We start from the raw sequence: 13,289 nt of genomic DNA on the forward strand, positions 1-13,289 counted from the left end.
TACGTCATCGTCGCCGGCACCCGCGGCGGTGAGCTCCGTCGCGGCGAGCAGCGCACAGTAGTCGTCGACGATGTTCTCGGCGTGGTCGTCGAGGTCTCCGACGAGACGGGCAACAGCAGCTCGGAGCGGGCCAGGATACGGAAGTAGAGTTCCTGATCGCCGGCGCGGAGCGCGTCTCGCATCGCGGCCTCGACCTCGGTGGCCGGTTCCCAGTCGGTCACGGCCACCCCCTTCCCGGACAGGCCAGACGCATCGCGTACAACCTACAAGGTGTCGGCTAGATCACGATGTAGGGACGTCACGGGCGGTATCACCGACCCCGCCGTCGATACCGTCCGGGGTCGGCCCAGCGGGTGGACCCGAAAGGTGCTCGACGACCGCCGGCTGCGCACCCCGTCCCTTCGCGACCGTAGTCTCCGCCGCCTTCTCCCTGCCATTCGTCATCTTGCCAGTTGCCCAAGCTTCCGTCACCGCCCCGCCAACCCGCGCGGAGGCACTCCCAACCCCGTGCCGGCCGTCCCGATGCGCCCCCGAACAGCCGCTCCGCGACCGGCCAACGCACCGACCAGGCAATCGACACCGGCGTGACGCTAGCGGTTGTCGCCCGGTCGCGGATGCGGATCTCTCGTAACGCCGCGACCGGGTGACAATCAGCACGGACATTCTGGACACCTGACCACCAACGCACGGCTGGCGACTACGGAGCGTCGCGGGCTCACTGGAACAGGTTGGTGTTCCTCTTCTCCGTGCTCAGGTAGTCGGCCGCCGAGTCATCCAAGGCGCGCTTGATGTCGCGGAGCATCGCCTGCAGGTCCGCGGAGGCGGTGCGCCAGCGCGACTGGCGTTGGTCGTACGCCTGCCTGGCCTCGCCGTCCCACGACGCGATCAGCGGAGCCGCGTCGCGTTCGAGCTGGCCCAGCTGGGTGTCGAGGGTGTTGAGGGCCCGCTGGATGTCCGCGCTGGCCTGCTGCAGGGCCGGAAAGTTCACGACCAGGATGTCGTCGTGCATCGCGTCTCTCCTTTACAGGGGCAGCTGGATGCCGCGGTCGGTGGTGGCGATCCGGCTGGCGGCTTCGCTGTCGGACGCTTCGTATTGCCGGCCGGCGGTGCGGATCGCGCCGGCCGTCTCGCCCAACGCCTGCGCGATCGCCGCCTGGTCGCGTGACCATTGCTGTTTGACCTGCTCGAACGAGCGACCACCGGCACCGCGCCAGGCGGTCTGTAGGACGGCGAGCTCGGCCATCAGGCTGGTGAGCATGCTCTGTAGGGACTGGTCGACCTGCTCGAACCTGGCCGCCGTCTGCTGCATCACCGCCGCCTGCGCCTGCGTCTGGGACACCCGGACGTCACCCCGCTCTCACGTCGAAGTTGGCGAATGTCTCGCATGCCGACGCTGACGCTAGACCCATGAGGCACACGTTCGGTAGCCCTTGAAACACCCGCTGTGGACAACTTCCGCCTGTGGATAACGTCAAGCCGGCTCCCGCGCCCGGGCAGGATCGAGGGATGAACCCGCTTCCACCAGCGCGACCACCGATGCCGGCAGCCGCACCGGCCGCACGGCGCCATATCCGAGCATGGCGAGCGTCTCCGTGCCGACGACCGCATGACGCCGGCCCAGGTCCGTGACGATGCTGATCGATCCGCCGGTCCCGCCCGACGCCGTGACCGCCTCCACGACGGCGGCCCGCCCCGGCGGCACCGCCACGTGGTCGGCACTGCCGGCCGCCCCCGCTCTGGCGACATCCGCGACATCGGCCACGTCGGCGTCGACCACGACCTCGGCGACGCCCCGTTCGCCGCGCACCTCGGCACACAGCGCACCCCCGAACGACCCGACCAACGTGGGAGTCTCCGTGGGCACGAGACCATCAGGCACCAGATCCGGGGCCTTCTCGATCGCGGCGAACCGGCCCTGGCTCAGCTCGGTCGGCCCGTCCTGCCGGTTGGCCGTCAACAGCAGGTCGGCCTGCACCTGCGAGATGCCGGCCAGTCCGTCGCGCACCGCGACCGCATACTGCCGCCCGCCGCCCTGACTGGTCACCACGAACACCTCACCGACCAGGGCCGACGGCAGGCGCGTGAAGCGTTCGCCGGCTCCCGCGATGCGCGGCGCGACCAGGTCGGCGCCGACCGGCAGCGCGGCGAGCAACGCCGGGGCGGTCGCGAAGGGCCGCACGGTCGTCCAACCGAGGGCGGTCAGGACCAGGTCGGGGTCGCGCAGCAGGTAGCGGCGGTTCTGCCACACGAGATGCAGGGAGCCGTCCGGATGTCGCGCCAGCACAGCACGGTCGCCGAGTCGCACGCCGCCGGAAGTCGGCGCGCCCACCAGCACCACGGACGTGGCCGCCGGCAACGCACACACAGTCCACGGTGGACCGAGCAGCCGTCCGGGCGCCGGCAGGGAGTCGGGCGCCCCGGCGATGCCCAGGGTGCTGCCACGCGGCACACCCTCGATCGCCCGGCGCGCGACCAGCACCGTCCTGGGCTGCGGCGAACCGACCGCCAACAGGGCCGACGCGTAGTTGACGACGAGGTGCAGCCGACCGTCGCGGTAGATGTAGCGAGCGCCGGACTCGCGCTCCACGATCACGGCGGAGGGGTCTCGCCATTCGGTCCCGCCACCACCTGCGACAGCCCCATAAACGACGAACCCGCCCAACCCGATCGCCGCCACCAACACCGAGGCCAGCACCGCACCGGCCGCCCGCCGAAACGGCGGCTGCGCGGGATCGGTTTCCCGCATCACCAGCGCGGCCACGACCCGCTGCACCATGAATTGGTACGAACGCAGCTGATCCTGCCGCGACGGCATTGGGACTCCCTTGTGGGCAGTGACGGCTCTAGGATGCGGCGAGTAACCGCGCCGAATACGGACGGGAGGCTACCGCGATGACATCGACCGTGGTGGACCCCTTCCGGGTAGTTTCTCCACAATGGAGTGCCCTGCGGGTCGGCCAGGTGCTGGCGGTTCAAGCCGCGCTCGCGGGCATCCTGGCAGCCCTCGGCCACGGCCCGCTGTTGCTGGCCGCCGCCTGCACCACCGCTGCGCTGGTGGTCACCGTCGCATTTGCCCGTGTACGCGGACGTTGGCTATTCACCTGGCTCGCCGTGGCGGTCCGATACGCGACACGCAAACACACCCTGCCGACGCACACGACGTCCGCCGAGTTGCTCCGTTTCCTGTCCCCAGACCTGGCTGAAACCGACGACGGCCACTTCGTCGACGCCGAGGGCCTAGTCACGATCTTCGAACTGATCGACCCGGTCACGACCGCACCCACCGCGCTGCCAGACATCACGGCCTTACTCGATCGCGCCACCGACCCACCGCACGTGACGCTCCAACTGCTTGTCACGGTCGCCCGCCCACAGCACACCCCGGTGCCGCCGGGACTGAAGGCCCGCGGCCGCGCCGATAGAGCCCACGGCCGACCGCATCGGGCGCACCTGAGCGGCGCCGGTCCTCAAGGTCAGCCCGGACCGAGCCCCCTCGCCCGTCTTACCGACAAGCCCACCTGGGCGCCACCCGATGATCACCGCCGACCCCAGCCCACTACGGGCGTTCGCGAAGACCGCAGCCCAAATCGGCCGTCTGCGGACCGTCGCCAAGATCATGGGCGATCTCGGCCACCCATCGGTCTTCGCGAAGATCATGGCTGGGGTCATGCGGCCACTGAATCTCCCACGCGAGCAGTCGGACCTCAGCCTTCCGCCGGTGCGGATGGCATGGTGGCGGCCTCATACCGTCAGTTGACCGGTGATCGAGTTCTAGCGATGCGGCGGACGTTCGTCGTTCTGCGGGTTCTGCGCCCGCCCGGCTGGTCCGACGCCGACCTGCGGCCGACGATGGCCGGCGCCGCCCGGCGTTTGGCCAAGCGCCTTGGTCCACACCTGCGGCTCGACCACGATTCCGCGCTCGCGACGATTGGCGACCTGGCACACCACGACGGCAGCTTCGAGGTCGAGGAGCGGTGGTCGTTCCTTGCGATCGGTGGGCTGACTCAAGCCACGTATCGCATGGACTTGCCTACGAGGCCGCAGGCGCGGACGGTGCAAATGCTGCTCGGCCTTCCCGCGGCAGCGACCACGATCGCGATGACCGCCGGTGACCCAGGACCGAGCGGCGACGCGGCAGGACTCTCGCCGAGCGCGCACATCTCGATTCGTATCGCGGCCCAGACCCCAGACCACCTCGCGCACGCCGATCACGCGCTTCGTCAACTCGCCGCTGCCGAACACGCTGCGCTTCGGCGCCTCGACGGCGGCCATCGCGAAGCCGTGGCAGAAACACTCCCGCTCGGCGGATATGACAGGTCGTTGGGCTTGAGAGCCGCCGCGAGGCCAACACGTCGGATCCGGCCGCTGCAACAGACAAAGGAGCAACCACCGGTCGAGATCCCACCATCCAGCCGACCACGCCCAAGCCCACGACCGCGGCGAGCCCGCGCGGAGCCGGGTCCCCCACCGGGCGGCGCGGTTCTGCCACCAGCGGCGACGGTGGATCACCGAGGTCTGATGACCGATCAGATCTTGCGGCCGACGGCGCCGAGCGGAACGGTTCCTTCACCAGCCGGGATGGTCCTCGGCTACGACCGACATGGCAGCCCCGCGGTCGCTCCGGTCCTCACACCGACCGGCGCTCAGAGCGGCACGTTCCTTCCACCGGCGGGGATGGTGCTCGGCTACGACCGACACGGCAGCCCGATGGTCGTGCCAGTCTTCCGGCCATCAAGCACGCGGATCGTCGTCGTGGGTGAGCTCTGGTCCGCCCAGGTGATCGCGCTCCGCGCGTTGGCGTTGGGCGCACGGATAGACGTGCGGACCCGCCGGTGGGCCGCATGGCACGGCTTCGCCGAGGAAGCTGACGGCTCAACCGACGCGATCGCGGTGACCCCAGATGCGGCACCGATGCGTCACTGGACGACGAAGCCACACGCCGGCACGCTCACGCCGGCAAAGGGCCCGGGCACCGTCTCGCTGGCAGCGACGAACGGGGCTTCAGACCATCCGCGCTTGACCCTTCTCGACCCGACGACCAGCACGGGCAGACCTGCAGACGGGAGAGAGGAGCCCGCGGCCGTCTCGGCAGAAACAGCGGGATCACCTGAAAGCGAAGGTCGGGCGCGCGCCAGACGACACGTTCTCGAGGTGGACGCACCCGGCCAGGACACGACCGTGGACCCCGAAAGCAGAGCGACCAACCCACCCGACGCGCGGTGGCACGCGGTAATGGTCGTGCGCGACCAGGTCACCAACGAAGACGCCACGTTGCTGGCTGACGCAGACCTGGTGCTGATGCAGGGCCGACCACCCCACGAGGCAGCAACAGCCGCCGCGGCGCTCGGGCTGCCCGACGCCGCCGACTGGCTCAGCCGAATCACGGGCGAGATGCTCGCCGTCGCCACGACCGGCACCCTCCGCTGGGCCGCTCTCACCACCACCCCGACCGAGCGCACCCTCATCACCAGAGCAACACCGAACGGCGTCGATGCGTTGCACCCCGTGACCAGGCACGGAAACCCACCACAGGGGGGCGACTAGCGGGCGATCTTCGTGGCACTATGCCGCCCATGGGTTTTGTGAAAGGCGTTCTTGTCAGGCTGTTGGCGACCGCGTTCGCGTTCTGGTTGGCCACCCTGATCATTCCCGGCATCACGCTGGACACCGACTCGACCGGTGAGGTCGTGCTGACCGTCATTCTGGTCGCGGTGATCTTCGGTGTGGTCAACGCCGTGCTTCAGCCGATCATCAAGACGCTCGGGTGCGGGCTCTACATTCTCACCCTCGGGCTGATCGCCATCGTCGTCAATGCTCTGCTCTTCCTGCTGACCGGGTGGATCGCCGAGCAGGTCGACCTGCCGTTCGACGTCGAGAGCTTCTGGCCCGCCGCCGTCCTCGGTGCGCTGTTCGTGAGCCTCGTCACCTGGGTGCTCGGTCTGATCTTCGATCGCGACTGAGACCGCGGGCAAAAACGGCTAAAGCGGTCCCCACCCGGGCCGCCGCCACGGCATTGGCCCGCGACCGCGGACACGGTCGCGGGCTAACGTCGCCTGCGTGGAGACGACCACGCACAACGACACCATCACCGAGCTGACGCGCGACGGCTACGAGCTTTCGACCGACCCCGGTCGCCTCGACTTCGAGCGCGTCCACCGCTGGCTCTCCACCGACAGCTACTGGGCCGCCAACCGCCCGCGGGAGATCGTCGAGCGGTCCATCGAGAACTCGATCGTGCTGGGCATCTACCGCGACGGCGCCCAGGTCGCCTTCGCCCGCGTCGTCACCGATCGGGCCACCTTCGGCTGGCTCTGCGACGTCTACGTCGACCCCGACGAGCGCGGCCACGGCCTCGGCACCTGGCTCGCCGAGACGGCCCGCGACCTGCTCGCCGAGGCCGGCGTGCTGCGGATCATCCTGGCCACCTGGGACGCGCACGGCGTCTACGAGAAAGCCGGCTTCGTGCCGGTCGCCCGCCCGGACCGCTGGATGGAGATCGACCGGCGGAACACCCCATGACGGAGCTGCGCAAGGGATACCTCTTCGGCCTCGGCGCGTACGTCCTCTGGGGCTTCATGCCGGTCTACATCAAGCAGCTGCACGAGGCCGGCTCGGTCGAGATCCTCGCCCACCGGGTGGTCTGGTCCGTCGTCCTGGTCGCCCTCCTACTGCTGGCCCTCCGCCGGGGCAGGCAACTCCAGGCCCTGGTCAGGCAGCCGCGCAAACTGGCCGCGATCGCGTTCGCCGCCGCGCTGCTCGCGGTCAACTGGTGGATGTACATCTACGGCGTCAACAGCGACCGCGTCGTCGAGACGGCACTGGGCTACTTCATCAACCCGCTGGTCACCGTCGTCCTCGGCGTCACCGTGCTGCGGGAGCGGCTGCGCCCGGCGCAGTGGGTCGCCGTCGGCATCGGCGCCGCGGCCGTCGCCGTGCTCACCATTGACTACGGCCGCCTCCCGTACATCGCGCTCACCCTGGCCGTCAGCTTCGGCGGATACGGCCTCGTCAAGAAGCGCCTCAAGCTCGCCGCCGCCGAGGGCCTGCTGGTCGAGTCCGGCGTCCTGGCGATCCCCAGCCTGGCGTACCTCATCTGGTTGACCAGCACCCCCGACAGCACCTTCGGCGACGAGCCGCACACCACGATCCTGCTGGTGCTGGCCGGCGCGGTCACGGCCATCCCGCTGCTGTTCTTCGCCGGCGCCGCCAACCGGCTGCCGCTCAGCGCGCTCGGCATCCTGCAGTACCTGACGCCGATCTTCCAGCTCGCCCTCGGCGTCTTCCTCTACCACGAACCGATGCCGCCGGCCCGCCTCGCCGGCTTCGCGCTCGTCTGGCTCGCGCTGATCGTCTTCACCGCCGACGGCTTCCGCACGGCCCGGGCCAACGCGCGAGCCAACCAGAGAGCCAAGACCAAAGAGCTGGCCACGACCTAGGGCACGTCGTACGCCAGCAGCGGCGTCCCGTCGTACCGCGTCAGCTCCAACCGCACCAGCTCCCGCCCGGTGAACCGGGTCGCTCCGTTGACCTCCACGGTCTCCCCGGCCGCGGCCCGCCACGAGCCGACCTGCTCCGTCGCGCCGTCGGCACCGTGCGCCACGAGCCGGAAGGTCCACGCCTTCGAGCTGTCCCCACCGGACTCGTACGTGCACCGCATGCTGACCTCGGTGCCCCACTTGGTGCCGTTGATCCCGATCTCAGCGGTGATCGGCACCCGGCCGGCCACGGGCTGCATCGCGACCAGCTTCACGCCGATCTGCGTGCCCCGCGCGGTGACCTGACCGGCCCCGGACCCGCCGCCGCCGAACCAACCGGCATCAGCTCCGGCAACGCCGACCCCGACCACCGCGGCCAGCCCGGCGGCGACCAACACCGCGCCCACCCGACGCCGCAGCCGCGCCTTCCGCAGCCGCTGCCGCTCGGCACCCACGGCGGTGAGCAGCGCCGGCATCCGGTCCGGCAACGGCGAGGACGGCGAAAGATCGGGACTGTCCGGATCGGTGAGCCGCCCGAGCAGCCCGGGCAGCACGGCGATCTCCGCGACCGCCTCCCGGCAGGCCGGACAGCCGGCCAGGTGCCGCTCGTACTCGGCACGCTCACTGGGCGACAGGGCACCCAGGACATAGGCGCCGTCATCGAGCGCGTGCGGGCAGTGCGTCACTGGGTCACCCCCATCTCCTCCAACACGAGGCGCAACGAGCGCAGCGCGTAGTGCGTGCGCGACTTCACGGTGCCCGGCGGGACGCCCAACCGGACGGCCGCCTCGGCGACCGAACGGCCCTGGTAGAAGCACTCGACGAGGACGTCGCGGTGCGCGGGCGAGAGGCGGGCCAGCGCTTCCGCGACCGTCCACGCCTCGACCGCCCGGTCAGCCTCGTCGACCTCGGGCGGTGGCTCGGGCAGGTCGTCGGTCACCACCTCGCCGACCCGCGACGCCCGCCGGCGCCACGCGTCGATGGCGAGGTGTCGTGCGGTCGTGAACAGCCACGCCCGCACCGAGCCGCGCCCCGGGTCCAGCGCCTCCGGATGGCGCCAGGCCCGCAGCAACGTCTCCTGCACCAGGTCTTCGGCCCGCTGCCGGTCGCCGCTCACCAACCGCAGCGCGTGCGCGAAGAGCGCGTCACCGTGCTCTTCGTTGAGCGCGCGCAGCAGCTCAGCGTCGTCGTCGGCCAAGCTCTCGGGCCTCCCCTGATCTCTGTCATCCCAACGCACGCACGGTCGGCGGCAGTGGTTCAGCCGTTTCCGTTCTCGGGTGCGCCCAATGCTTCGGAGATCGACCGGGCCACGGCCAACAGCTTCGCCCGCACGACGCGGGCCGAGGTCATCATCTCGGCGGCCGGCAGCGCACACGCGAGCACGACCCGGCGTTCCATGTCGCGGTCGGGCGTGACGATCACGGCCGCGCAGGCGACGCCCGGGCGATATTGCCCCATCTCGAGGTGCATGCCCCGGCGCTCGCCTGCGGCGAGGTCGCTCTCGAACGCCTCGGTCGTCGTGAGGGTTTGCTGGGTGAACGGCCGCATTCCGTATTCCCGGAGGTAGCGGAACCGCTGATCGGGCGTCAGCGTGGCCAGCAGCGCCTTCCCCAGCGCCGTGGCGTGCGCGCCCTCGTCAAAACCGGGGACCATCTCCTCCAGGTACGGTGACCGCGGGCCCTCCGCTGCCGCGGTAATCGCCACCTGACCGCCGACGAACCGGCCGAGGTAATGGCTGTAGCCGCTGTCGACGGCCGCCTTCCGGAGCGCGTCACCGACCGCGGCCGGGCCGCGGAACGCGGCGACCAACTCCCGGTAGCGATCCGCGACCTCGAGCCCGACGATGTAGGTGCCGTCCTCCCGACGGATGACATAGCCCTCGTAGGCCAGCGTCCGCACCAGGTGATAGGTGGTCGCGACGGTCAGCTCGCAGCGTCGGGCGACCTGTTTGACGGTGAGCCCCTTCGGGGCCCGACCCACAGCTTCCAGCACGCGTAGGGCGCGGGACACGCTGCGGATCAGATCCGATGGTTCTGCCAGAGGGTCGCGCACACCCACCTCCGCGGGCCGGGGCTTACACCATATGAAAAACAACCCGTCCGCGAAATGCCTGTTGGTATCGAGAACGCCAAATTTCTCGACACGGAGCGTCGATGCGCCCGATACGTGGCGTTCTGATGCACCGCTCTGTCGCAGACATGACCAAGCGGATCAAGATCAAGATGTCCCGGGCCCGCGCGGGGTTCCGGACCGTCGCTCCCGCCGGACACCGCTCGCTGACGCGTCGCTGCCGCGCCCGCGTCGGGTCACCCGATCTTTGCTGTCAGCGCGACCGGCGCCGGGTCAACCGGTGCGGTCCGCGATGAAGTCACACAGCGACTCGAGGGCGGACCGGGTGGCGTTCTCCGGCAGCGGTGCCAGGCGCTCGCGGGCCTCTTCGGCGTAGCTGCGGACCGTCTCGCGGGCCCGCTTCATCGCCGCCGACTCGCGCAGCAGGCACAGCGCCTCGGCGTGCAGGGCGTCGTCGGTGACCGGGCCGGCGGACAGGATCTCGCGCAGCCGGGTCGCGGCGGCGTCGGTGTCGTCGGAGGCCAGCGCGTAGAGCACCGGCAGCGTCGGCACGCCCTCACGCAGGTCGGTGCCGGGCGTCTTGCCGCTCTGCTCCGACTCCGACGCGATGTCGATCAGGTCGTCGGAGAGCTGGAACGCGATGCCCATCTTCTCGCCGTACCGGGCGAGCGCCTCGGTCTGCTCCGCGGTCGCACCGCCGAACATGCCGCCGAAGCGCGCCGAGGTCGCGATCAATGAGCCGGTCTTCTCCGCCAGCACGTCGAGGTAGTGCGCCACCGGGTCCACACCGGACCGCGGACCGACCGTCTCGGCGATCTGGCCGTGCACCAGCCGGGCGAAGGTGCGCGCCTGCAGCCGCACCGCCTCGGTGCCGAGCTCGGCGGCGATGTCGGCCGCCCGGGCGAACAGGTAGTCGCCGACCAGGATCGCCACGGAGTTGGTCCACCGCGAGTTGGCGCTGCGGACGCCGCGTCGCACGGGCGCCTCGTCCATCACGTCGTCGTGGTAGAGCGTCGCGAGGTGGGTCAGCTCCATCACCACCGCGGCCTGCACCACCTGCGGGTCCGTCGGGTCGCCGAACTGTGCTCCGAGCGCGACCAGCAACGGGCGGAACCGCTTGCCCCCGGCCTCGACGAGATGCCGCGCCGCTTCCGTGACCATCGGATCGGCGCTGGCCACGCAGCTGCGCAGCTCGTCCTCGACCGCGGCCAGGACCGCGCGCGCTGACGCCTCGACCGCCGGATCGACGAAGTCGACCCCGATCGAAGTCAGCTCTTCAGCCCCCCTCACCACGTAACCCACGATGCCACACCGCGAAATCGACTCAGCGCGGGGCTAGGCGGAAAAGAGCACGAGAAAATACCGAATGGGGGCCGCGGAGGGGCCCCCATTCAGCAAACCTCAGTTATCGGATGAACTGCCCAGCCGTGTCGGACAGGTTGAGCAGCGGTGCCGGCGCCACACCGAGCACCAGCGTCGCCGCCACGCCGATCACCAGCGCGGCCGCGGTCAGCGCACCGGGCACGGCGATCGTCGGGGTGGACTCACCCGGCTCGGAGAGCCACATCATGACCACCACCCGCAGGTACGGGAACGCCAGCACCATGCTGGTGATCACACCGGCGATGACCAGCCAGGTCTGCCCACCGTCGAGGGCGGCCCCGAACACCGCGAACTTGCTGATGAAGCCGCTGGTGAGCGGGATGCCGGCGAAGGCCAGCAGGAGGAACGTGAAGACACCTGCGAACACCGGCGAGCGGCGGCCCAGGCCCGCCCAGCGGGACAGGTGCGTGGCCTCCCCGTCGGCGTCCCGGACCAACGTCACCACCGCGAACGCGGCGATCACCGTGAAGCCGTAGGCGACCAGGTAGAACATCGTGCTGGAGATGCCCTCGCGGACCCCGGCGAGCACGCCCACCAGCAGGTAGCCGGCGTTGGCGATCGACGAGTAGGCGAGCAGCCGCTTGAGGTCCGTCTGCGTGACCGAGAGCACCGCGCCGACCAGCATGGTCAGGATCGCGATCGCGCCCAGCACCGGCGTGAAGTCCCAGCGGGAGCCCTCGAAGGCCACGTAGAGCAGCCGCAGCAGGGCACCGAACGCGGCGACCTTGGTGCACGCGGCCATGAAGCCGGTCACCGGTGTCGGCGCGCCCTGGTAGACGTCGGGCGTCCAGACGTGGAACGGCGCCGCGGTCGCCTTGAACAGCAGGCCGATCGCGATCATCGCCAGGCCGGCGAAGAGCAGCAGGCGGTTGGCCGGCGAGGAGGTGGCCGCGGCGTGGATGGTCGCGAAGTCGACGCCACCGGCCTGCCGGCCCGGCGCCGCCTGCACCTGCGCGGTGAAGCCGTAGACCAGCGCCACACCGAAGAGGAAGAACGCGGACGCGTACGCGCCGAGCATGAAGTACTTGAGCGCGGCCTCCTGGCTGACCAGCCGCCGGCGGCGGGCCAGCGCACACATCAGGTAGAGCGGCAGCGAGAGCACCTCGAGCGCGATGAACATCGTCAGCAGGTCGTTGGCCGAGACGAAGAGCATCATGCCGGCGACCGCGAACGTGGTCAGCGGGAAGATCTCGGTGGCGCCGTCGGCGTGCGCCGCCTGCCGGCGGTCGTCCTCCGAGCCCACCGTGATCGCCGCCTGCGCGACGAACGGGCCGCCCCGCTCCAGCGACCGCTCACCGATCATCAGCACCGCCATCACGGCGAGCACGACGATCGAGCCCTGGAGGAACAGCGCCGGGCCGTCGACCGCGATCGCGTTGCCGGCGGTCACCACGCGGGTGTCGGCCTCGGTGATCAGCACGATCAGCGCCGCGACCAGACCGCCGAGGGCCAGCACGAGCTGGGTCAGGTACCGTCCGCGCTTGGGCACGAACGCCTCGACGAGCACACCGGCCGCCGCCACGCCGAACATGACGAGGATCGGCGCGATCGCCGCATAGTCGATGTGCGGGAAGTTGATCGTCATTTGACTGCTGCCTCCGTGGTGGTGCCGGAGATGGGGGCCGGATCCGACTTGCCCACGTCTTGCATGGTCGCCTGGACGGCGGGGTTGATCACGTCGGTGACCGGCTTCGGGTAGAAGCCGAGGAACAGGATCAGCAGGATCAGCGGCGCGACCACGAGCTTCTCCCGCACGTTCAGGTCACGCCGCATGCCCGGCTCGTCGACCAGCGCCGGGTTCAGGTCGCCCTGCACCGTCCGCTGCACCATCCAGAGGACGTACGCGGCCGCCAGGATGATGCCCACCGTCGCGATGACCGCCACCGGCTTGTTGACCGTGAACGTGCCGATCAGGACCAGGAACTCCGAGACGAACGGCGCCGTGCCGGGCAGGGCCAGCGAGGCCAGACCGGCGAAGAACAGCACGCCGGCCAGCACCGGCACGAGCTTGCCGGCGCCGCCGAAGTCGCGGATGTTGGCCGAGTTGCGGCGGGCGACCAGCATGCCGACCACGAGGAACAGCAGGCCGGTGGCCAGGCCGTGGTTGAGCATGTAGAGCACCGCGCCGGTGCCGGCTTGGGTGGTGAACGCGAAGATGCCCACGCCGATGAAGCCGAAGTGCGCGATCGACGTGTACGAGACCAGCCGCTTGAGGTCGTTCTGGCCGATCGCCAGCAGCGCGGCGTAGATGATGCCGATCACCGCCAGCGCGATCGCCCAGGGCGCGAACCAGCGCGACGCCTCCGGGAACAGCGGCAGGCAGTAGCGCAGGATGCCGAACGTGCCGACCTTGTCGAGCGC

The 13,289-nt window shown here is 70.2% G+C and carries 13 protein-coding genes; 4 read left to right on the top strand and 9 right to left on the bottom strand.

Going from position 1 to position 13,289, the window contains the following annotated elements:
* Positions 1-715: 715 nt before the first annotated feature.
* The 3 genes from AB0H87_RS27120 to eccB all read right to left on the bottom strand — a co-directional run bounded on the left by AB0H87_RS27120 (position 716) and on the right by eccB (position 2,815).
* A complete protein-coding gene (locus tag AB0H87_RS27120; RefSeq protein ID WP_360151351.1) occupies positions 716-1,009 on the bottom strand; it encodes a WXG100 family type VII secretion target in 294 nt (97 codons plus the stop codon).
* Between the two features lie 12 nt (positions 1,010-1,021).
* The gene (locus AB0H87_RS27125) at positions 1,022-1,339 is read right to left on the bottom strand and encodes a WXG100 family type VII secretion target (RefSeq protein ID WP_360151354.1); all 318 of its coding nucleotides are present in this window, start codon (positions 1,337-1,339) and stop codon (positions 1,022-1,024) included.
* Positions 1,340-1,471: 132 nt separating this feature from the next.
* Entirely contained in the window at positions 1,472-2,815 is a 1,344-nt protein-coding gene (eccB, locus tag AB0H87_RS27130; RefSeq protein WP_360151357.1) for a type VII secretion protein EccB, read from the bottom strand.
* 77 nt (positions 2,816-2,892) lie between these two features.
* Here eccB and AB0H87_RS27135 point away from each other — a divergent pair, with 77 nt between their 5' ends.
* The 4 genes from AB0H87_RS27135 to rarD all read left to right on the top strand — a co-directional run bounded on the left by AB0H87_RS27135 (position 2,893) and on the right by rarD (position 7,436).
* Positions 2,893-5,544, top strand: a complete 2,652-nt coding sequence (locus tag AB0H87_RS27135) for a hypothetical protein (RefSeq protein WP_360151360.1) — start codon at positions 2,893-2,895, stop codon at positions 5,542-5,544.
* Between the two features lie 29 nt (positions 5,545-5,573).
* Positions 5,574-5,960, top strand: a complete 387-nt coding sequence (locus tag AB0H87_RS27140; RefSeq protein ID WP_360151363.1) for a phage holin family protein — start codon at positions 5,574-5,576, stop codon at positions 5,958-5,960.
* Between the two features lie 124 nt (positions 5,961-6,084).
* Positions 6,085-6,519 (top strand): GNAT family N-acetyltransferase, encoded by a 435-nt coding sequence (locus AB0H87_RS27145; RefSeq protein ID WP_360151384.1) that lies wholly within the window; start codon positions 6,085-6,087, stop codon positions 6,517-6,519.
* Positions 6,516-7,436, top strand: a complete 921-nt coding sequence (gene rarD / locus AB0H87_RS27150) for an EamA family transporter RarD (protein WP_360151366.1) — start codon at positions 6,516-6,518, stop codon at positions 7,434-7,436. Before AB0H87_RS27145 ends, rarD begins: the two co-directional genes overlap by 4 nt.
* On the opposite strand, the gene AB0H87_RS27155 is transcribed toward rarD, so the two are convergent.
* The 6 genes from AB0H87_RS27155 to AB0H87_RS27180 all read right to left on the bottom strand — a co-directional run.
* Positions 7,433-8,161: a zf-HC2 domain-containing protein gene (locus tag AB0H87_RS27155; protein ID WP_360151369.1), complete on the bottom strand. Its 729-nt coding sequence runs from the start codon at positions 8,159-8,161 to the stop codon at positions 7,433-7,435. The genes rarD and AB0H87_RS27155 overlap by 4 nt on opposite strands.
* A complete protein-coding gene (locus AB0H87_RS27160; RefSeq protein WP_239090828.1) occupies positions 8,158-8,652 on the bottom strand; it encodes a sigma-70 family RNA polymerase sigma factor in 495 nt (164 codons plus the stop codon). Before AB0H87_RS27160 ends, AB0H87_RS27155 begins: the two co-directional genes overlap by 4 nt.
* Positions 8,653-8,732: 80 nt before the next feature.
* A complete protein-coding gene (locus AB0H87_RS27165) occupies positions 8,733-9,527 on the bottom strand; it encodes an IclR family transcriptional regulator C-terminal domain-containing protein (RefSeq protein WP_360151372.1) in 795 nt (264 codons plus the stop codon).
* 291 nt (positions 9,528-9,818) lie between these two features.
* On the bottom strand, positions 9,819-10,835 hold the full coding sequence (locus AB0H87_RS27170) for a polyprenyl synthetase family protein (protein WP_360151375.1): 1,017 nt from the start codon (positions 10,833-10,835) through the stop codon (positions 9,819-9,821).
* Between the two features lie 115 nt (positions 10,836-10,950).
* A complete protein-coding gene (nuoN, locus tag AB0H87_RS27175) occupies positions 10,951-12,513 on the bottom strand; it encodes an NADH-quinone oxidoreductase subunit NuoN (protein ID WP_360151378.1) in 1,563 nt (520 codons plus the stop codon).
* The coding region (locus tag AB0H87_RS27180) for an NADH-quinone oxidoreductase subunit M (RefSeq protein ID WP_360151381.1) at positions 12,510-13,289 on the bottom strand (780 nt) is incomplete at its 5' end. The genes nuoN and AB0H87_RS27180, both read right to left, overlap by 4 nt.

This window comes from Asanoa sp. NPDC050611 (assembly GCF_040654855.1).
Classification (GTDB): Bacteria; Actinomycetota; Actinomycetes; order Mycobacteriales; family Micromonosporaceae; genus Asanoa.

Coding starts and splice junctions, on each gene's coding strand:
- AB0H87_RS27120 (WP_360151351.1), bottom strand. CDS start 1,009: ATGCACGACGACATCCTGGTCGTGAACTTTCCGGCCCTGCAGCAGGCC.
- eccB (WP_360151357.1), bottom strand. CDS start 2,815: ATGCCGTCGCGGCAGGATCAGCTGCGTTCGTACCAATTCATGGTGCAG.
- AB0H87_RS27135 (WP_360151360.1), top strand. CDS start 2,893: ATGACATCGACCGTGGTGGACCCCTTCCGGGTAGTTTCTCCACAATGG.
- nuoN (WP_360151378.1), bottom strand. CDS start 12,513: ATGACGATCAACTTCCCGCACATCGACTATGCGGCGATCGCGCCGATC.
- rarD (WP_360151366.1), top strand. CDS start 6,516: ATGACGGAGCTGCGCAAGGGATACCTCTTCGGCCTCGGCGCGTACGTC.
- AB0H87_RS27140 (WP_360151363.1), top strand. CDS start 5,574: ATGGGTTTTGTGAAAGGCGTTCTTGTCAGGCTGTTGGCGACCGCGTTC.